Origin of the sequence: Saccharopolyspora sp. NPDC050642 (assembly GCF_040654735.1) — a bacterium.
GTDB classification, from domain to species: Bacteria; Actinomycetota; Actinomycetes; order Mycobacteriales; family Pseudonocardiaceae; genus Saccharopolyspora; species Saccharopolyspora elongata.
In genome coordinates this window covers 1-19379 of the sequence record NZ_JBFAIN010000072.1, presented here as the reverse complement: position 1 = coordinate 19379, position 19379 = coordinate 1, and the positions used below count along the sequence as shown (strand labels likewise).

Annotated in this window: 15 protein-coding genes and 1 pseudogene; 6 read left to right on the top strand and 10 right to left on the bottom strand. The window is 71.2% G+C overall.

The features are described 5' to 3' along the window. Nucleotides 1-306: 306 nt before the first annotated feature. From AB0H93_RS43550 to AB0H93_RS43535, 4 genes are all read right to left on the bottom strand, one after another. Nucleotides 307-2631, bottom strand: a complete 2325-nt coding sequence (locus AB0H93_RS43550) for an oxidoreductase (RefSeq protein ID WP_358582678.1) — start codon at nt 2629-2631, stop codon at nt 307-309. Nucleotides 2632-2821: 190 nt separating this feature from the next. Beyond that, entirely contained in the window at nt 2822-3586 is a 765-nt protein-coding gene (locus AB0H93_RS43545) for an amino acid ABC transporter ATP-binding protein (RefSeq protein ID WP_358582676.1), read from the bottom strand. Further along, nucleotides 3583-4416 (bottom strand): amino acid ABC transporter permease, encoded by an 834-nt coding sequence (locus tag AB0H93_RS43540; RefSeq protein ID WP_358582674.1) that lies wholly within the window; start codon nt 4414-4416, stop codon nt 3583-3585. The genes AB0H93_RS43545 and AB0H93_RS43540 overlap by 4 nt, the downstream gene beginning before the upstream one ends. An 87-nt stretch (nt 4417-4503) precedes the next feature. Continuing rightward, the gene (locus tag AB0H93_RS43535) at nt 4504-5292 is read right to left on the bottom strand and encodes an ABC transporter substrate-binding protein (protein ID WP_358582672.1); all 789 of its coding nucleotides are present in this window, start codon (nt 5290-5292) and stop codon (nt 4504-4506) included. Nucleotides 5293-5774: 482 nt separating this feature from the next. On the opposite strand from AB0H93_RS43535, the gene AB0H93_RS43530 reads away from it, so the two are divergent. Beyond that, nucleotides 5775-6554 carry an endonuclease/exonuclease/phosphatase family protein gene (locus tag AB0H93_RS43530; RefSeq protein WP_358582669.1) on the top strand — a complete coding sequence of 260 codons (780 nt, stop codon included), beginning with the start codon at nt 5775-5777 and terminating at the stop codon, nt 6552-6554. Between the two features lie 56 nt (nt 6555-6610). On the opposite strand, the gene AB0H93_RS43525 is transcribed toward AB0H93_RS43530, so the two are convergent. The 4 genes from AB0H93_RS43525 to AB0H93_RS43510 all read right to left on the bottom strand — a co-directional run bounded on the left by AB0H93_RS43525 (nt 6611) and on the right by AB0H93_RS43510 (nt 11674). Next, complete coding sequence (locus AB0H93_RS43525; protein ID WP_358582667.1) at nt 6611-8677, bottom strand: VanW family protein; 2067 nt, start codon at nt 8675-8677, stop codon at nt 6611-6613. Between the two features lie 81 nt (nt 8678-8758). Continuing rightward, nucleotides 8759-9079 (bottom strand): co-chaperone GroES, encoded by a 321-nt coding sequence (locus tag AB0H93_RS43520; protein WP_093260968.1) that lies wholly within the window; start codon nt 9077-9079, stop codon nt 8759-8761. A gap of 239 nt (nt 9080-9318) precedes the next feature. Next, nucleotides 9319-11172: an NHL domain-containing thioredoxin family protein gene (locus tag AB0H93_RS43515; protein WP_358582665.1), complete on the bottom strand. Its 1854-nt coding sequence runs from the start codon at nt 11170-11172 to the stop codon at nt 9319-9321. A gap of 79 nt (nt 11173-11251) precedes the next feature. Then, nucleotides 11252-11674 carry a hypothetical protein gene (locus AB0H93_RS43510; RefSeq protein ID WP_358582662.1) on the bottom strand — a complete coding sequence of 141 codons (423 nt, stop codon included), beginning with the start codon at nt 11672-11674 and terminating at the stop codon, nt 11252-11254. Nucleotides 11675-12242: 568 nt separating this feature from the next. Here AB0H93_RS43510 and AB0H93_RS43505 point away from each other — a divergent pair. Beyond that, on the top strand, nt 12243-12662 hold the full coding sequence (locus AB0H93_RS43505; RefSeq protein ID WP_358582659.1) for a hypothetical protein: 420 nt from the start codon (nt 12243-12245) through the stop codon (nt 12660-12662). On the opposite strand, the gene AB0H93_RS43500 is transcribed toward AB0H93_RS43505, so the two are convergent. Further along, complete coding sequence (locus AB0H93_RS43500; protein WP_358582656.1) at nt 12649-13839, bottom strand: ATP-binding protein; 1191 nt, start codon at nt 13837-13839, stop codon at nt 12649-12651. The genes AB0H93_RS43505 and AB0H93_RS43500 overlap by 14 nt on opposite strands. 195 nt (nt 13840-14034) lie before the next feature. Between AB0H93_RS43500 and AB0H93_RS43495 the strand changes: the two are divergent. Both AB0H93_RS43495 and AB0H93_RS43490 read left to right on the top strand, forming a co-directional pair. Beyond that, a pseudogene (locus AB0H93_RS43495) lies at nt 14035-14658 on the top strand (carnitine dehydratase); the annotation flags it as partial. After that, nucleotides 14646-15347 (top strand): CoA transferase, encoded by a 702-nt coding sequence (locus AB0H93_RS43490; RefSeq protein WP_358582654.1) that lies wholly within the window; start codon nt 14646-14648, stop codon nt 15345-15347. The pseudogene AB0H93_RS43495 and the gene AB0H93_RS43490, both read left to right, overlap by 13 nt. A gap of 68 nt (nt 15348-15415) precedes the next feature. On the opposite strand, the gene AB0H93_RS43485 is transcribed toward AB0H93_RS43490, so the two are convergent. Next, nucleotides 15416-16693 (bottom strand): acetyl-CoA C-acetyltransferase, encoded by a 1278-nt coding sequence (locus AB0H93_RS43485; RefSeq protein ID WP_358582651.1) that lies wholly within the window; start codon nt 16691-16693, stop codon nt 15416-15418. A 105-nt stretch (nt 16694-16798) separates the two neighbouring features. Between AB0H93_RS43485 and AB0H93_RS43480 the strand changes: the two genes are divergently transcribed. Then, nucleotides 16799-18136 (top strand): 3-oxoacyl-ACP reductase, encoded by a 1338-nt coding sequence (locus AB0H93_RS43480; RefSeq protein WP_358582649.1) that lies wholly within the window; start codon nt 16799-16801, stop codon nt 18134-18136. An 81-nt stretch (nt 18137-18217) separates the two neighbouring features. Further along, nucleotides 18218-19183 (top strand): MaoC/PaaZ C-terminal domain-containing protein, encoded by a 966-nt coding sequence (locus AB0H93_RS43475; RefSeq protein WP_358582647.1) that lies wholly within the window; start codon nt 18218-18220, stop codon nt 19181-19183. Nucleotides 19184-19379: the final 196 nt, after the last annotated feature.

Sequence of the window (19379 nt, the reverse complement as noted above, 5' to 3'; positions counted from 1 at the left end):
CGCGTCCGCTGCTGCCCCCACCAAGTCGGCACCCTCGCCAAAGCCATCCTCACCCTCGAACACGAAACAAGATGAAAAACGCTCAATGGAAATCGAAGGTCCGATTTCCATTGAAATTGCGGACCCCGAGGGGCACGGCCACTCAGGGGCGGTCCTGGAACTGCCCGAGAGGTCGTTTCAGGAGGGCGTGCGGGCACGCGTGAGACGTGGGCGCCCGGATCGCTGGGCGCCCGGTTTCGCGCGAAAACGGCACTCCGAGTGAGGGACGAGCGCCGGTTTCGCGCGAAAGCGGCGCGAAAACGGCGGCTAGAGCTCTCGGTGGAGGGCTCTGGTGATGCCCGCCGCGACCGTGGTCGCGAGGATCCAGCCCGAGGCGATCAGCACCACCGTGATCCACTGCGAATTGCCGTGCGCCTGCCACATCACGTCGTGACCGAGGTTGATGATCGGCACCAATTGGTCCACTGTGTACAGGAACGGGTTCCACACCGGGTGGTCTTCCTCGTTGATCGGGACCAGCGGGTGGTGGTCGAACCAGGTGGTGCCGGCCGCGGTCAGCAGCACCAGCCAGATCAGGGCGCGCAGCGGGCGGTAGCCGTAGCTGACCGTGATCAGCTGCAGCATGCTCCACAACCGCACCGGCCACCGGAACGCGGGCCGGGTCGCTGCCGCGATCGCCTGGTAGCGGCGTCGCTGCTTCTCGATCAGCACCAGCACCGCGTGCTCTTCGTTGCCGTTGCCGCGGAACACCCGCGCCAGCTGGTCGTACGGCCCGGGCTGGTAGCGGCCGCCCGAGTTGTCGCGCAGCCAGCCGAGCCGCTCCCGCACCGCGGCCTGATCCGTCGGCTCGATGGTGGTGGTGAAGTTGTCGTACCCGAAGTCCTCGACGTCGACGCCGCCGGACGCCGCCCACAGCGACGCGCTGTCCGCGAGCAGCTCGCACTGCGCCTGCCGGAGCATGATCCGGCCCTGCGGCGCGGTCTCCGGAACCAGCGTGAGCTCCTGCGCCACCAGGCCGAAGGCGTTGATCGCGTTGCGGCTGGTGCCGTCGCCGAGCCGGCAGCCCCAGAAGTTCGCCTGCCGCCCGATCTCGGCGCGCCGCAGCTGCACCTCGCCCTCGGCGAGGAACGGCCGGCTGCCCGCCGCGCACACCAGGTCGCGCGCGATGCGCGCCGCGCGCAGGTCCAGGGAGGACTTGTAGGACATCCGGTGGCGGTGCCACGCGGGCTTGGTCAGGTGCGCCGAGCGCAGGTCGACGTTGGCGCCGATCTGGGCGCCCTGCAGCTGGATCGAGCCGACGACGTCGGTCTCCCGGCAGTCCAGGTTGCTGCCGACCACGAGCCGGCTGGCCTGCAGCACGTCGGTGCGCGGGCCGTGCAGGCAGGCCTTGTTCAGCTGGAAGCTGCCATGCACCCGGACGTCGATCATCCGCACCTGGCCGTGCAGCTCGACCCGCGACGCCTCCAGGTTGCCGAGGATCTCGGTGCCGTCGATGTGCACCGAGCGCAGCGGCTGCTCGACCGACGCCTTCTTGGAGCGCGACCAGCTCAGGTCGATGTGCGCGCCGGACATCCGCAGGTCGCCGCCGACCTTCGCGCTCACCATCCGGATGGTGCCGCCGCTGCGGAAGCCCTGGTCGATCTGCACGTCGCCGCGGATGTCGCCGCGGTCGATGACGAGCGTGCTGGTCGGGTCGTCGTACTGGGATTCGCCGCGCTGCGAGGGCGCGACGCCCGGTTCCAGCACCGCGTCGCGCAGCCGCAGGTCGCCGAAGATGTGCGCGCTGGGCAGGAACATCAGCCCGGCGACGGTGAACGGCCGGCGGGTGAGCGGGTCGACGTCGCAGCGCAGACTGCCGCCGATCTGGATCCCGTTGGCGTTCAACGCGTACCGGCCCCGGTTGCGCAGCGCCCCGCCGGAGAGCGTGAGGTTGCCGCCGACCTTCGCGCCGGGGATGCGGATCTCGCCCGCCACCTGCAGCCGCAACCCGAGCAGCGCACCGGAGACGGACAGCCGGTCGCCGTAGATCGCGCGGCCGCCGGGATTGCGCAGCTCGCTGTCGTTGAGCAGCAGCGAACCGCCGAGCTGGGCGTCGGCGAGGTCGACGATGCCGCCGATGCTCGTGCAGTTGCGGAGCACGGTGTCGTTGCTGGTGTTGAGGTTTCGGGCGTCGATGCCGGGGAACCGGCAGTGCCAGAGCACCAGGCCGGCGATGTTCGCCTGCCGCAGGTCGGGCGCGTGCTCGAACCGGCAGCGGACGAATTCCAGCAGGTACGGCAGGTCGGTGGCGCGCAGGTCCAGGTGTCCGGTGATCACCGCGTCCTCGACGGCGATGACCTGCTGCTGGCCGCCGCTGCGCCGGGAGAACGGCCGCCAGCCGGGTTCCTCCAGCGACTCGACCAGGCGGCGGGCGAGGTATTCGCCGCGGATCTCGCGGTCCTGGGAGTACCGCACGGCGTGCACGTCCAGCGGCGGGACGGCGCCCGGGATCGCGCGGTCGGCTCTGCCCTGCCGGAGCAGTTCCTCGAACCGCTGCTCCGCAGCGGTGAGCGGACCGTTGCTGTCCCACGGCTTGACGACCGGCACCCTCGCCCCCGACCTAGTCCCCGACCAGCTGATCAACTTGATCACCCGAAAAGGTAGTCGATCAACTACCTATAGAACTCCGACGTGTGATCACAACCCTTGGTTGCGATGCGCTGCTGAGTGCAGCCGGATGGCCTATTCGGTTCCACGTGAAACCTCGACCGGGAACGAGCGAACGGCCCGTTCTCCTCGCGGTACGAGGTGAACGGGCCGTTCGCGCGGTCCTGCCTTCAGATCACTCCGGGGCGGGGTGGGTGTGGGTCGGGTCGAGGACGCGGGCGAGGAAGGTGCGGGTGCGCTCCTCCTTCGGCGCACCGATCACCTCGGCCGGCGGCCCCTGCTCGATGATCCCGCCGCCGTCCATGAACAGCACCCGGTCGGCCACCTCGCGGGCGAACTGCATCTCGTGGGTGACCACGAGCATCGTCATGCCCTCGTCGGCGAGCTGCCGCATCACGCCGAGCACGTCGCCGACCAGCTCCGGGTCCAGCGCCGATGTCGGCTCGTCGAACAGCATGACCTTCGGGTTCATCGACAGCGCCCGCGCGATCGCGACCCGCTGCTGCTGGCCGCCGGAGAGCTGCGCGGGCATGGCGTCGGCCTTGTCCGACAGCCCGACCCGCTCCAGGTTCTCGCGCGCGATCTTCTCCGCCGTCGCCTTGTCCCGGCCCAGCACCTTGCGCTGCGCCACGGTCAGGTTGTCCAGCACGTGCAGGTGCGCGAACAGGTTGAACTGCTGGAACACCATGCCGATGTGCCGGCGGGCGCCGTCCAGGTCGGTGTCCGGGTCGGTGAGGTCGGTGCCGTCCACCACGACCTTGCCCGCGGTCGGCTCCTCCAGGAGGTTCACGCAGCGCAGCAGGGTGGACTTGCCGGAGCCGGACGGGCCGATGACGCAGACGACCTCGCCGCGCGCCACCTCCAGGTCGATGCCGCGCAGCACTTCCAGGGAGCCGAACGACTTGCTCAGCCCGTTGATCTCGATCATCACGTCGCTCATGCCTTGGCCCCCTTGGTCCGCGCCCCGCCGCCGTACTTGCGCTCCAGCAGGTCCGAAACCCGGGACAGCGGAATGGTGATGATCAGGTAGCACAGCCCGGCCACCAGCAGCGGCGTGAGCGATGCGTACTCGTTCAGCGCGGCACGGCCGAACTTCGCCAGCTCGTACTCGTTGGCGGCCAGACCGAGCAGGTAGACCAGCGACGAGTCCTTGGTCAGCAGGATCAGCTCGTTGGTCAGCGGCGGCAGGATGATCCGGAGCGCCTGCGGCATCACCACGGTGATCATGGTCCGGGTCGGCGACATGCCCAGCGAGCGGGCCGCCTCGATCTGCCCCTTCGGCACCGCCTGGACGCCGGCGCGGATGGTCTCGGCCATGTAGGCCGCGCCGACCAAGCCGAGCGCCAGCATCACTGTGGAGTAGATGTCGAACCGCAGCTGGAAGGCGATCGGCACGCCGAAGCCCAGCGCGATGAACACCAGCAGCGCGGGCAGGCCGCGGAACAGCTCGATGTAGCCGGTGGCGATCCACCGGTACGGGCCGACCGGCGACATCTTCATCAACGCCAGCACGATGCCCAGCCCGAGGCCGAACCCGAAGCCGAGCGCGGTGTAGATGATGGTGTTGACCAGCGCCGTGGTGATCACGGCGGGGAACTGCGCCTTCGCCACGTCGACGTTGAAGAACGCCCGCGCGATGGAGTCCCAGTCCGCGACCACGGCCACCACGATGATGACCACGATCAGCACGGCGTACTGGATGCCGCGGTTGAGCCGGGCCTTCTGCCGCCGGCCCAGCCCCGACTTGGGCCGCTCGGTGTCGGTTGTCATGAAGTCTCCTGATCAGTGTTCGGGGCCGGCGGTGGAGCACCCGCCGACCCCGTACGTTGGCATTGGAGCGCTATGCCCCGCAGGCGATCACTGCGGCTTCTTGCCGAACCACTTCTCGTAGATCTTGTCGTACTCGCCGTTTTCCTTGAGCTTCTTCAGCGCGGCGTTGACCCGCTCCTTCAGCGCCGTGTTGCCGGTGGCCATGCCGATGCCGTACTGGTCGCCGGTGCTGAACTCGTTGGTGATCTCGACGTTCGGGTTGTTCTTGACGAAGTCGCCGAAGACGCTGTTGTCGTTGATCGCCGCGTCGACCTGGCCGGTCTCCACCGCGGTCACCGACAGCGGCAGGTCCTCGAACTGGACGACCTCGTAGCCGTTGGCGTCCTTGTTCTCGTTCGCGTACTTCTCACCGGTGGTGGCCAGCTGGACACCCAGCTTCTTGCCGCGCAGGTCAGCCAGGCTGCGGATGCCCGAGCCCTTCTTCGTCATCAGCGCCTGGGTGGAGTCGAAGTACGGGTCGGAGAAGTCGAAGTTCTGCTCGCGGGCCGGCGTGATGCTCATGGCCGCGGCGGCCACGTCGCAGCGCCGCGTGTTGAGGTCCTCACCGGACTGGATGCCCTCGAACGGGGTGTCCAGGATTTCCTGCGTCAGGCCCATGTCCTTGGCGATCGCGTCGACCAGGTCGACGTCGAAGCCGACGATCTTCCCCTGGTCGTGGAACTGGAAGGGCTTGTAGTCCATGTGCGTGCAGGTCGTGAGGATGCCCGGCTTGATCACCTCCACGCCGCCGTCCGCCGTGCCGCCACCGCCGGTGGTGGACTCGGCACAGCCCGCCGCGACGGCGGTGGCCAGGGCCAGAGCGGGCAGCAGAGCCATCGCTCGTAGTGTTCTGCGACGCGCCACGATGTCACTCCTAGTAGGTGAGAACGCGAGTGTTCGAATGGTGCCACTCGTTCGGGCGTAATCCCAATGCTGAGTGTTGCGAAGCCATCAAGTTTTCGGTCCGCGCCCGGTCGCGGGTCGGCCGGCGATCGGAAACCTGCCAGCCGACCGGGGCGAAGACGAAAGATCTTCCGCCGAACCTCCCCTGTTCGTGCGGGTTGTCGCCCGCTACTGCCGAATGGCACTCAGTCTCATGTGGTGTGTGCCACTGGTCAACAGGGAGTGCTCGACGGGCTCCGGAACGCGCTCGCGAGGCCCCTGCGGACGATCACTGCTCGTACACGCAACGTGTCCGGACGGGTGCACTTGACGAGAAGTCGCCACTACCCCATCCGGCGGTCGAGCCGATATTCGCTGGTGAGCAGACTTTCGACGGGTGCCGAGCCCGCGGCGCCGAGAGCCTTGAGGAGGTCCCGATGAAGCGTGCCGGCCTGCGCCGATCGGCCGCGCTGTGGATCGCAGCGGCACTGGCCGCGCTCGCCGCCGTCGTCGTCCCGGTCGCCCAGGCGCAGACCGCGGCGGCCCAGCCCTTCACCGTGCTCCAGCTCAACCTCTGCAACAGCGGTTTCGCCGACTGCTACGCGGAGGGCAAGTCGGTCGACTCGGCGATCGCCGCGATCCAGCAGCGCCGGCCGGACGTGGTGACGATCAACGAGGTCTGCGCCCCGGACATCACCCGCATGACGCACGAAACGGGCTACCGCTGGGCGTTCGCCCCGGTCGGCGACAAGGCGACCGGCAGCCCGTTCGCCTGCAAGGACGGGCGCGGCGACTACGGCGTCGCCATCCTGACCAACCCCGATCTCGGGGCCGCGGGCGAGGCGGTCGAGCGGCAGTACGCCGCGCAGGACGGCGGCAACGAGCAGCGGGTGCTGCTGTGCGTGCCGTACTCCAAGGTCGCCGCGTGCACCACGCACCTGTCCGCGAGCGACGGCCAAGTCGCGGCCGAGCAGTGCCGGGAGCTCTCCGGCGTCGCGATCGCGCTCGGCGCCGAGTCGGTGATCGGCGGAGACCTGAACCTGGTCGCCGGCGGCAACCCCGACGTGCAGGGCTGCGTGCCCGACGGCTGGTACCGCACGGACGACGGCAGCGTGCAGCACGTGCTGGCGATGGACGTGTTCCGGTTGGAGCACGCCGAAACGATCCCGATCGACGGCACCGACCACCCCGGCCTGCTCGTCGCGACCACCCGCTGAAACGCGAGAGCGGTCGCCCCGGGGAACCGGGACGACCGCTCGTCGGCGACTCGCCGTCAGCGCGGCGGGGCGGGCGCTCCGCCCGGGGGCGCGCCGCAGTGGATGATCGGCTGCGGGTTGTAGACGGTGTGCTGGGTCTCGGTGCGCACCTGGCCGGTGGTCACGTCCTTGATGGTCCGGGTGTCGTTCACCGAGAAGCCCGGCGTGCCCTTGCTCGGGCTGCACGGCTCGCCCGGCGGCACGACCTTCTCCTGCGGCTGCGTGGGGCTGGTCCGCTCGCCGGTCTGCGAGGACACGTCGAACTGCTTGGTGCCCCAGAGCTGCACCGTGATCGACGACGGCGTCCAGCGGGTGGTGATCATGATCCCGCTCTTGGCGACGTTCTTGAACTTGACGTCGATGATGCTCGCGCCGCTCGGGCTCTGGAACACGGTGGCCTCGCGGCCCGCCGGGTACCGGCTGATGTAGTAGCTGTGCGCCTTGTGCTCGACGTTCTGCATGCCGGCGAAGTACGAGGCGTTGTACAGCGTCGTGGCGAACTGCGAGATGCCGCCGCCGACGGCCCGGCCCGGGCGGCCGTTCTCGATGATCCCGGACTCGACGTAGCCCTGCGGGATCCCGCGCGGCCCGGTGTGCCCGTTGAGGCTGAAGACCTCGCCCGGCTTGATGATCGCGCCGTTGACCTGCTCGGCGGTCCGCCGGATGTTCACCCCGGACGCGGCCTCGAACCCGCCGGTGGTGAACTCGCCGACCACCTCGCGGATGCCCATCTGGTTGGCCTGCTCGGTGGTGAACTTGGCCGGTTCGTGCACGTAGATGGCCTGCACCGCGCGGTCCTGCGGCCTGCGGAGCACCTCGTCGATCCGCTCGAAGCTCTTGTTCCAGTCGACGCCGATGCCGTCGGTGGACGGCCGGACCACCGGCGCGCCGCCCTCCAGGACGATCTCGGCGTCCTTGCCGGGCTTGATCGTGTCGGCCAGCTGCGGTTCGACGCTGCCGATCGCGGCCGGCAGGTCCACGTGGGACTTCAGCCCGCCGGCGCCGTCCGGCTCGAACCGCAGCGCCGCGGCGATCGCCGCGGGCGCCAGGGTCGCGTCCTTGCCCTGGCCGCGCACCGTCACCGGCGCGGACACCGCGGGCTGCGCCACCTCGCGCAGCGCCCGCTGCACGCCCTCGCTGGTCGTGCTGACCGGCTGCTCGGTGAAGGGCACCTGCACGGCGACGTCGTCCGCCCAGTGGGTGAGCACCTCGTCGGTGGCCCGCTGCACGTCGATGGCCTGCCCGGTGATCGGGTCGACGGCGACCGGTTTGGTGCCCTCGAACCGGATGGCGCCCTCGGCCGGGGCCCGGTCCAGCTGCGGCCGGACCTGCTCCAGCGCCTGGACCAGCTGCTCGCGGTCGCCGTGGCTGACCGGGGCGACCTCGGTCGTGGTGAACAGCGAGGCGATCCGGGTGAACGGGTTCAGCGGCTGGCTGCCCGCCTGCTGGACGGTCGCCGTCCAGTCCATCTGCAGCCCGGCCTGCTCCGGGTTGATCGTGGCGGTGCGGTCGCCGACCCGCAGCTCGACGGGCTCGTTGAGGCCCGGGCCGAGCTTCTCGCGGAGCTCCGTCTCGGCGGCGGTCTCGTCCAGGCCGCCGATGTCGACGCCGGCCACCACCGTGCCGCGCGGCACCTGGCCGCTGGTGAAGACCAGGTCACCGACGTAGAGCAGCACCAGCGCGCCGACCACGGCGCCGGCGGCGATGCCGGCGCGGATCAGGCCGCGGCGCTTCTTGTCGGCGTCGGAAGGCGGCGGGGTCGCGGCGGCCCAGCCGTCGGGCTGGGCGCCGACCGGCGGGATCGCCTGGGTCTCGATGCGGAACGTGGAGAAGTCGGCGGGCACCGCGGCGATCTGGGCGGTCCGCTCGGCGTCGGACTCCGGTGCCGGCTGCTGGGCCTCCGGCTTCGCGGCGCCCGACAGGTTGGGGCGGGTGCGTTCGTCGAAGTCGGCCTGCACCGGTGGGATCCGGGTGGTCTGCTCGACGATGGTCTCCGGCTGGGCCTCGCCGGAACGTTCCGGGTCGGTGCGCATCCGTTCGGTCGACGGCTCGGCACCGCTTCGATGATCGTGGTTTTCCGGCACCGCTTCCCCTTCTCGTGTCGGTCGTGCGGTGGGGCGCGTGACGATATCGGCGGCCGGCTCCGCGAGGGAAGGCCGCGTCGACTACAGGTACAGCCCGGTGCCCTGTTCGGTGCGTTCGCTGGCCACGGCGTGCAGGTCCCGCTCCCGCATCACGAGATAGGCCTGGCCCTGGACCTCGACCTCGAACTGCTCGTCGGGGTTGAACAGCACCTGGTCTCCGACCTTCACCGTGCGCACGTGACTGCCCACGCCGAAGACCTCGCCCCACAGCAGCCGCTTGGCCACCTGGGCGGTCGCCGGAATCACGATGCCGCCGCTGCTGCGGCGCTCACCGGATTCCGGGGAGATGCGCACCATGACCCGGTCGTGCAGCATCTGGATTTCGAGCTTGGCATCGGTCACCCGAAAAGTTTACTTGCCGCCGCCGGGCGACCAACCGGCCAGGGCAGGGCTTTCCGGCCCCGTCACGGCGGATCCACCGGTGCCACCAACGGTTTCCGCTGGTCAAGTACTCGTGAGCGGTTTGGAGTGCCATAGCGCCCCAAACCGCGCACGAGCATCTACCTGCGGAAACGCGAGCACCCGGCGTGCCCGGCGGCCCCTGTCAACACCCGGTGCGGTGATCCGCTGGGGCCGCGAGATCACGCCTCGGCGTCAAGGCCGCCCATCACCAGCGGCAACCGCTTCGGCCCGGCGGCCGCGATCTTGATCGGCACGCCCCAGTCCTGCCTGGTCAGGCGGCAGGCCGGGTGCTCGACCGACGGGTCGTCGTCGCAGCTGGCGGCCTGCGCCACCACGTGCAGCACGCCCTGCTCGATGCCCTCGGCCAGCACCAGGCGCCGCGTCAGGTCGGTGCCCACGCCGGCGCCTTCGACCAGCAGTTCCGCCGGCGACGAGGTGATCTCCAGCCGGGTCGACGGCCCGTAGCGCTCGTCCAGCTTGGTGCCCGGCGGCGGCGTGAACACCACGGCGAGCTCGACCGCGCCGCTGCCGATCTCCGTGGCCGGCCGCTTGACCTGCTGCGACGCCCCCTCGACGAGGCGCGCCGCGACGCCCGGCGGGACCGGCCGCTCGAGCCGGTGCGCGGCGGAGGCGACCACGACGAGCTCCCCGCCCACCACGGCCGCGCCGGAGGGCTCCGCGACGTCGGTGGCCAGCGTCGACACCTCGCCGGTCGCCGGCTCGTAGCGCCGGACGGCGCCGTTGTAGGTGTCGCAGACCGCGACCGATCCGTCGGGCAGGACCGCGACGCCGAGCGGGTGCTGGAACAGCGCCTTCTCGGCGGGGCCGTCGGCGTGGCCGAAGTCGAACAGCCCGGTGCCGACGGCCGTGCGGACCTCGAAACCATCGCCCGCGGCCTCGACCCAGCGCAGCGCGGAGGTCTCGGAGTCGGCCAGCCAGAGCCGGTCGCCGCCGTCGGCCAGCCCGGACGGCTGCGCGAAGAACGCCTCGTCGGCGGCGCCGTCGCGCAGGCCCTCGACCGTCGTCCCGGCGAACCGCCGGACCTCGCCCGCGACCGGGTCGAACAGGCCGAGCGTGTGGTTGCCCGCCATCGCGATCACCACGCCGCCGGCCGGTTCCCACCAGGCGACGTCCCAGGGGCTGGTCAGCGGCGTCTCCAGCGCGGGTCCGCCGTCGGCGCCGTCGCGCCACTGCTCGCCGGTCCCGGCCAGGGTGGTGACCTCGCCGTCCGCGAGCCGGACGCCGCGCAGCAGGTGGTTGACGGTGTCAGCGACCACGACGTCGTAGCCGACCTGCTCGGCGACGTGCTGCGGCAGCAGCGCGAGACCGGCGGGCTCGGAGAACTCGGCGGCAGCGCCGTCCGCGCGACCGCGCCGACCGGCGCCGATGCGGCGCACCACGGTCTCGCCGTCGGTGGCGAACTCGACCAGCGAGTGGTTCGCGGAGTCCGACACCAGCAGGTTCCCGCTCGGCAGGGCGATGACCTTGCCGGGGAAGCGGAGCGTGGTCTCGGGCGCCTCCGGCGGCACGTAAGGGCCGTTCCCCCGGTGCAGCGTGCCCTTGGCCTCGTGCTCGGCGATGATCTCGGTGATCACGCTGCGCAGGGCCTCGACGTGCCCCTCACCAGCGGCGACGTGCACGACGTAGCCCTCGGGGTCGACGACGACCAGCGTCGGCCAGGCCTTGACCGCGTAGTTCTGCCAGGTGGTCAGCTCCGGGTCGTCGAGCACCGGGTGGTGCACGGCGTAGCGCTCGACGGCGGCGACCAGCGCATCCGGATCGGCCTCGTGCTCGAACTTCGGCGAGTGCACGCCGACGGTGACGACCTCCTCGGCGAACTCGGCCTCCAAGGGCCGCAGCTCGTCGAGCACGTGCAAGCAGTTGATGCAGCAGAACGTCCAGAAGTCCAGGACGAGGACCTTGCCGCGGAAGTCGGCAAGCTTGAGGTCCTCGCCGCCGGTGTTCAGCCACTGGCGGCCGATCAGCTCGGGGGCGCGGACACGGGCACGGCGTTTCTGCTGCTCAGCACTCACGCCCGCAGTCAACAACACACCGCCGCGCGGTGTTCCGACGGGTGCGGCGTCCCGAGTCGCGTCTCACTCCTCGGACCGGTCAGCCCCGGGTCCAGGAAGGCCACCACGGCGGGACGTGGTCGACGCACGCGCCGAGCTGGGCCGGCTCCGCCCAGTAGGAGTACACCGCCCCGACCTCCGCGTAGAACGCCACCGCGACGACCAGTGCGATGCCGGCGACGGCCGCCGTCCGCGGGTGCCGGAGCCGGCGCGCGGCGGAGCAGACCAGCGGGAAGGTCACCCCGAACACGACGACGTTGAGCACGAACAGCACCGGCACCGACAGCATCAGCGCGAACCCGTAGCGCTCGGCGTCGGTGAGGCAGGCGGCCCACGCCGCGCCGACGACGAAGTACTCGGCCGCCGTCAGGAGCGGCACGAGCACCGCAGCTGCGAGCAGGCCGACACCCACGCCTTTCCCGGACCTGCGCTCGGGGGCGGCGCGCTGCTGCTCAGCACTCACGCCCGCAGTCAACAGCACCCGGTTGCGCGGAGTCGGCGGATTGGACCAACCCGCCCGGCCGCGGGTCAGAGGCGGTTGCGATCGCGGACGTAGAAGGCGGTGGCCGCCAAGGTGGGGACCAGGGCGCCGACCAGGACGATGACGGCTTCCATTCGCGACTCCCTTCGCGCGCGACGGTTCACCGGGGGACCCGGGAATAACGCCGGGTTCGGCTGGTTTCAGGTGATAGGTGGGCGAGATGCCCGATACCGGCGGTGTGCCGGAATTGGAAAGCCCCGCGATGCTGCCAGGTCGGGGGTCCGACAGCACCGCGGGGTCATCCTGCATATCGACGCCCGACGGCTTCCCGTTACACACATGTCGACATGTGTCTCAGGTCACCACGATCCGACCCGGACCAGCGACGCCATCAGCCTTTATACAGCTCTCTAGCAACTGATCTAGATATGCCTAGAAAGACGTAGTGGCGGGCCGGCCCACTAGGGGACATCTCCGGGAGAAAGCCCGATGAGCTGCGGCGATCCGCGCAGGTCACTCCGAGGTGATCATCTCTCGGGAGGGGCCGACCGTGCGCGAACAACCCGCCGCCGTGCGGAACTCGATCCTGCTCTGGCTGATCGCCGTGGGCGCCGGGGTCGTCGAAACGCTGATCCACGTCGTCCAGGCACCGACCGGCCCGTTGCTGCTGCAGGCCGCGGTCCGGATGCTCCTCTACGCCGCCCTCGCCGCCCTGGTGCTCCGGCTCCGCAGCGGCCAGAACTGGGTGCGCGTTGTGCTGGCCGTGCTGCTCGGCGGCATCGGGATGCTGAGCATGGTCGGGCCGACGCTCGCCTCGGCGCTGACCGGCGGCGGGGTCGCCCCACCCGCGGACGCCTGGCAGCTCGCCTTCCTCCTGGTCCGCGCGCTGCACGTGCTCGCCGTGGCCGGCGCGCTGGTGGCGATGTTCCGGCCGAGCGCCAACCGGTTCTTCCGGGCTATTCCTGCGTGAGCAGGTAGCGGCCGAAGTGCGGGACGGTGAACGCGATCAGGCCGCGTTCGCCCGAGTACACCAAGCCCTTCTTGATCAGGCTGTCGCGCGCCGGGGACAGCGAGGACGGGCGGCGCTCCAGGTACTCCGCGATGGACGCCGTCGGCGCCGGTTCGTCGCGGCCCTCGACGAGCTCCGCCATCGCCCGCAGGTACTCGCGCTCGGCGGGCGTGGCCCGCTCGTAGCGGGAGCCGAAGAAGCCGACCGCGAGCTCGGTCTCCGCCTCCGGCGCCGCCAGCCGGACGTCCTCGTCGCTGATCTCCGCGCGCACCGCCGCGTCCCAGGTCGCCTTGCCGTAGGACTGCACGAAGTACGGGTAGCCACCGGAGATCGTGAACAGGGCGTCCAGGGCGGCCGGGGTGATCTCGGCGTCCTCCCGCTCGATGGGGGCGACGACGGCGCGGTCGGCGTCCGAGCGGTCCAGTCGGTCGATCCGCACGTAGCGGAACAGCCGCTCGGAGTAGGACTTGCTCGCCGACAGCACGGCGGGCAGGTGCGGCAACCCCGCGCCGACGACCACCAGCGGCGCGCCGGACTGGGACAGCTCGTGGCAGGCGGCGCACAACGCCGAGACGTCGGCGGGCTGCACGTCCTGCAGCTCGTCGATCAGCAGCGCGATGCCGGTGCCGACGTCCGCGGCCAGCTCGGCGACCTCGGTGAACAGCTCGACGAGGTCGATCTCGATGTCCCCGGAGTCGGCCCGGCCCTGGGCGGCGGGCACGTCGATGCCCGGCTGCCAGCGGTCCCGCAGCTTCGCGCCGTCCGGATTCGCCTTCAGCGCGAACGCCTTCAGGACGGCGAGCACCTCCTCGACGCGGTCCGGGGCGCGGTGCCGGACGGCGAGATCGCGGATCGCGCGGTGCAGCGCGGCGGACAGCGGGCGCCGCAGCCCGGCCTCCGGGCGGGCCTCCACCTTGCCCGCGCCCCAACCGCGCTTGACCGCCATCGAACGCAGCTCGCCGAGCAGCACCGTCTTGCCGACGCCGCGCAGGCCGGTGAGCACGAGGCTGCGCTCCGGGCGACCGCGCGCGACTCGTTCGAGCACCACGTCGAAGGCGTCGACCTCGCGATCCCGGCCGGCCAGTTCGGGCGGCCGCTGTCCGGCGCCGGGGGCGAAGGGGTTGCGGACCGGGTCCATTCCTCGGACTTTATCCAGTCGTCTAGCGCTGATTCGATATTCGGCGAGAAACCCCGATGGGTGTGTTGGCGCCGGCTCGGCGGATATTCGCCCGTCTAGGGAAATCGCTAGACCGCGCGATACTCGGCAATCCGGGACCTGTGATCTTCGGCTGGACCTGCTGCGGTGGCCGCTTCGAACACCGAGGATCTGGCCATGGAGCCCTGGCTGAACCCGTTGTCGGAAGCGCTGGGAGCGCTCGGGGTCGATCGCGATCCCGCCGAGCTGGCCGTGGCGGGCGACCTCGGGCACCTCACGTCGCGGCTGCCGGTGGAGGACACCGCGATCGCCTGCATCGGCGCGGCGCTGCTCGCGTCGACCCGGTGGCCCGTCGAGCTCGCGACCGGGCACGTCGCCGCCGCGATGCGCAGCGAGGCCCACCTCCGGCTCGACGGCGAGCCGGCGCTGGACGGCTTCGCGCCGATGTCGCGGTTCTGGCGGGCAGCGGACGGCTGGGTCCGCACGCACGGCAACTACCCCTGGCACCGCGAAGCGCTGGTGCGCGCGCTCGGCACGCCCGATGACGTCGCGGCCGTGGCGTCGGCGATCGGAGAACTCACGGCGCGCGAGGTGGAAACACGCGTGGTCGAGGCCGGCGGGATCGCCGCCGCCGTGCGCACTCCGCAGGAATGGCTGGCCGAGCCGCCGGGACGGGCCGTCGCGGCGCGGCCGCTCGTCGGGACGGACCGGATCGGCGACGCCGCGCCGCGGAGGCGGGGAGACCGGCTCCGAGTGCTCGACCTGACGCGGGTGATCGCCGGGCCGGTGTGCACCCGCTTCCTCGCGGCACTCGGCGCGGACGTGCTGCGCATCGACCGCCGCACCGCCCGGAACGCCCCGGCAGCTACGACACGCTGCTCGGCAAGCGCAGCGCCGTGCTCGACGCGGATGAGCCGGAAGGCCTTGCGCTGCTTCACGAACTGCTGGCCGGGGCCGATGTGCTCGTGCACGGCTACCGGCCGGGCGCGCTCCGCCGCTTCGGGCTCGGCGCCGAGGAGCTCGCCGAACGGCATCCGGGCCTGGTGGTGGTCTCGCTGTCGGCTTGGGGAACGGCCGGGCCGTGGGGCGAGCGGCGCGGTTTCGACAGCATCGTGCAGGCCGCCTCCGGAATCGCCGCCGTCGAGTCCACATCGGACGGACCGGGCGCGCTGCCCTGCCAGTTGCTCGACCACGGCACCGGCTACCTCTGCGCGGCGGCGGTGCTCGACGGCCTGCGGCGGCAGTCCGAGGCCGGCGGCACCTGGCTCCGCGAACTCTCCCTGGCCCGGACCGCGCACTGGCTCCTCGGCCGGCCCCGCGCGGAACGCCCGCCGGTCCCGGCGGACACCGAACGCTGGCTGACCGGACTCGACTCCCCGGACGGCCGGATCACCGCGGTCGCCCCGCCCGGCCGGATCGACGGAAAACCCCTGAACTGGCCCTTCATCCACGCCTACGGCACGGACGAACCCCGCTGGGATCCGCGGTGAGGAGCGCGAACCCGGCTGGAGCCCGCCGAGCAATCGCAACCCAAGACGGAGCTCCTCCGGGTACCGGGTCAGCGTTCGAGGATTGCCGTCATGCCCTGGCCGCCCGCCGCGCAGATGGAGATCAGCCCCCGGCCCGAGCCCTTCTCCGCGAGCAGCTTCGCCAGGGTCGCCACGATCCGGCCGCCCGTTGCCGCGAACGGGTGGCCCGCCGCCAGGGACGAGCCGTTGACGTTGAGCTTCGCCGGGTCGATCTCGCCCAGCGGCTCGGCCCGGCCGAGCCGGTCCTTGCAGAACTCCGGGTCCTGCCAGGCCTTCAGGGTCGCCAGCACCTGCGAGGCGAACGCCTCGTGCACCTCGTAGAAGTCGAAGTCGCCCAGCTCCAGGCCCGTCCGGTCGAGCAGCTTCGGCACCGCGTAGGCCGGGGCCATCAGCAGGCCGTCGTCGCCGCTGACGTGGTCGACCGCGCCGGACACCACCTCGCCGAGGTACGCCAGCACCGGCAGCCGCCGCTGCTCGGCCCACTCCTCGCTGGCCAGCAGCACGGTGGACGCGCCGTCGGTCAGCGGCGTCGAGTTGCCCGCGGTCATGGTCGCGCCCTCGCCGCGGCCGAACACCGGCTTGAGCTTGGCGAGCTTCTCCGCCGAGCTGTCCGGCCGCAGGTTCTGGTCGCGGGCCTGGCCCTGGAACGACGTGATCAGGTCGTCGAAGAAGCCGCGGTCGTAGGCGGCGGCGAGCCGCTGGTGGCTGCGCGCGGCCAGCTCGTCCTGCTCCTCGCGGCCGATGCCCCAGGCCAGCGCGGTCTTCGCGGCGTGCTCGCCCATCGAAAGCCCGGTGCGGGGTTCGGCGTTGCGCGGGATCTCCGGCACGACGTGCTGCGGCCGGACGCCGGCCAGCGCCTTCAACCGGCTGGCCGCGGACTTGGCGTGGTTGGCCCGCAGCAGGACGCGGCGCAGGTCCTCGTTGACCGCGATCGGCGCGTCGCTGGCCGAGTCGACGCCGCCGGCGATGCCGACGTCGAGCTGGCCGAGGGCGATCTTGTTCGCCACCGACACCACGCTCTCCAGCCCGGTCGCGCAGGCCATCTGCACGTCGTGGGCGGGGGTGCGCGGGTCGAGCCGGGAGCCCAGCACGGTCTCGCGCGCCAGGTTGAAGTCGCGGCTGTGCTTCAGCACCGCCCCGGCGACGAACTCGCCGAGCCGCTCGCCCTGCAGCCCGAACCGCGCGATCAGCCCGTCCAGGGCCGCGGTGAGCATGTCCTGGTTGGAGGCGCGGGCGTAGGGGCCGCCGGACCGGGCGAACGGAATCCGGTTGCCGCCGATGATCGCTACTCGCCGAACGGTGGCCATGGCCTGACTCCCTAGTTGATGCGATGCTCTCTGGCAACCTAACCTACCCGTGGGTAGGTTTGACGTCGAGCGAACTTCGCGCCCCCAACCCGCGGGAGTGTCCACATGGCCGACCGGTACCAGCAGTTCACCCTGTCCCCGATCGGGCGGCAGGTCGTCAAGCGGCTCGGCCTGCCCGCGCCGACGCCGCTGCGCCGCTACCGACCCGGCGATCCCGTGGTCAGCGGCCCGGTGCTGGTCGGCGCCGCGCCCGGCGGCCGGCTCGGCGACGCGATCGCGGCGACCCTCGACGACGTTCACATCAAGGTCCACCAGACCCCGGCCGAAGGCGAGCGCTACTCGGCGCTGATCTTCGACGCGACCGGCATCGAGAGCAGTGAACAACTGCGCGAGCTGCGCGAGTTCTTCGGCCCGACGATCCGCCAGACCGACCGCTGCGGCCGGGTGATCGTGCTCGGCGCACCGCCCGAAGAGCAGCAGGACCCACGCGCGCACACCGCGCAGCGCGCTCTCGAAGGCTTCGTCCGCACGGCGGGCAAGGAGCTCAAGCGCGGCGCGACCGCACAGCTGGTCTACGTCGCCAGGGGAGCAGAGGACGCGCTCGACTCGACGCTGCGGTTCCTGCTCTCGTCGAAGTCCGCGTACGTCTCCGGGCAGGTGGTCCGGGTCGGCCCGGCCGAGGTGCCGGAGGTCGACCGGGAAAGCCCGCTGCGCGACAAGATCGCCCTGGTCACCGGGGCATCGCGGGGCATCGGCGAGGCGATCGCGGAGACCCTCGCGCGCGACGGCGCGCACGTGGTGTGCCTGGACGTGCCCGCGCAGGGCGGCGACCTCGCCAAGGTCGCCAACCGCATCGGCGGCTCGACGCTGCAGCTGGACATCACCGCTGACGACGCGCCCAACCGGATCGCGGAGCACTTCGCGCAGCGCCACGGCGGGCTGGACGTCGTGGTGCACAACGCGGGCATCACGCGGGACAAGACGATCGGCCGGATGACGTCGCAGCAGTGGGACGCGGTGCTCGCGGTGAACCTGACCGCGCAGGAGCGGATCAACGAACTGCTGCTCGCCGACGGCTCCCCGCTGCGACCCGGCGGGCGGATCATCGGCGTCGCCTCGATCAGCGGCATCGCGGGCAACGTCGGACAGGGCAACTACGCGGCGTCCAAGGCCGGCGTGATCGGGCACGTGCGATCCACCGCCGGGATCGCGGCGAGCCGCGGGGCCACCATCAATGCGGTCGCGCCGGGCTTCATCGAGACCAAGATGACCGCGGCCGTCCCGCTGTTCGTGCGCGAGGCGGGCCGCCGGATGAACAGCATGTCCCAGGGCGGGCTGCCGGTGGACGTCGCGGAGACCATCGCCTGGTTCGCCGACCCGGCGTCGGCCGGGGTGAACGGCAACGTGGTCCGGGTCTGCGGCCAGAGCCTGCTCGGCGCCTGATCCCCGAACCAGTCGTGAGCGCGAATGCCGGCGAGAACCGGCTCTCGCGCTCACGCCCCCTCGACGGAACGGAAACCCGCGATGCCGGAACTGAGCACTGCACCGAAGCTTTCCGCGCTGTACCTCAAGGCGGTCGCGACCGGGCCGACCCGGCGCGGCGACGGCCTGCCGGACACCGAGTACCTGCGGCGCGACATCGAGATCGACCGCGATCAGCTCGCCGAGTACAACCGGGCGTGCGGGTTCGGGCTGCGCGACGAGCTCCCGATCACCTACCCGCACGTGCTGTCGTTCCCGCTGTCGGTGCGGCTGATGACCGATCCGGGGTTCCCGTTCCCGCTGGTCGGACTGGTGCACGTGGCCAACACGATCCGCCAGGAGCGCCCGCTGCTGGTCACCGACGTGCTGACGCAGCGGGTCCGGGTGGCCGACCTGCGCCCGCACCCGAAGGGGCGGCAGTTCGACGTCGTCACCGAGACCAGCGCGGGCGGCGAGGTGGTGTGGCGGGAGGTCAGCACCTACCTCCGGCGCGGCAGCGCACCCGAGCAGGCGGAGCGCGACGAGGCGCAGCCGCGGGACGCAGCCGGGGCGCCGGCGAGGCAGCCAGGCGAAGCGACACCCGAGCACGACGAGGCGAGGCAGCCAGGCGAAGCGACACCCGAGCGCGGCGAGGCGTCAGGGCAGCCGGCAGCGGCGTCAGAGCTGGGCACGACTGGGGAGCCGACGGCGACCTGGCGGGTGCCGGGCGACACCGGGCGGCGGTACGCGGCGGTTTCCGGAGACCGCAACCCGATCCACCTGCATCCCTTGACGGCCAAGGCTTTCGGGTTCCCACGGGCGATCGCGCACGGCATGTGGTCGAAGGCCCGCTGCCTGGCGGCGTTCGCGGAACGACTGCCGGACGCGTACTCGGTCGACGTCGAGTTCCGCAAGCCGCTGCTGCTGCCATCCACAGTGGACTTCACGATGAGCAGGCAGGACACCGGCTGGAACTTCGCCCTCCACGCCCGTTCCGGCAAACCCCACCTGCTCGGCGAGGTCCGCTGAGACGAGGTGACCGCAGTTTCAATTGAAACTGCACCCCTTCGGCGTGTCGGGACCACGACACACCGAAACCTGTGGAGAACTCCCGGTGACTGTGGAGAACTTCCGCAATTTCAATGAGGTGATCTCAGTGGATTCGGTTGTGTTCGTGGTGGGTGAGGGTGAGTGCGGCGCGGACGATCGCGGTGATTTTGCGTGG

Excerpts from the sequence above, each read along its gene's own strand:
- AB0H93_RS43480 (WP_358582649.1), top strand. The coding sequence starts at position 16,799 with ATGGCCGACCGGTACCAGCAGTTCACCCTGTCCCCGATCGGGCGGCAG.
- AB0H93_RS43485 (WP_358582651.1), bottom strand. The coding sequence starts at position 16,693 with ATGGCCACCGTTCGGCGAGTAGCGATCATCGGCGGCAACCGGATTCCG.
- AB0H93_RS43535 (WP_358582672.1), bottom strand. The coding sequence starts at position 5,292 with ATGGCTCTGCTGCCCGCTCTGGCCCTGGCCACCGCCGTCGCGGCGGGC.
- AB0H93_RS43545 (WP_358582676.1), bottom strand. The coding sequence starts at position 3,586 with ATGAGCGACGTGATGATCGAGATCAACGGGCTGAGCAAGTCGTTCGGC.
- AB0H93_RS43475 (WP_358582647.1), top strand. The coding sequence starts at position 18,218 with ATGCCGGAACTGAGCACTGCACCGAAGCTTTCCGCGCTGTACCTCAAG.
- AB0H93_RS43540 (WP_358582674.1), bottom strand. The coding sequence starts at position 4,416 with ATGACAACCGACACCGAGCGGCCCAAGTCGGGGCTGGGCCGGCGGCAG.
- AB0H93_RS43530 (WP_358582669.1), top strand. The coding sequence starts at position 5,775 with ATGAAGCGTGCCGGCCTGCGCCGATCGGCCGCGCTGTGGATCGCAGCG.
- AB0H93_RS43500 (WP_358582656.1), bottom strand. The coding sequence starts at position 13,839 with ATGGACCCGGTCCGCAACCCCTTCGCCCCCGGCGCCGGACAGCGGCCG.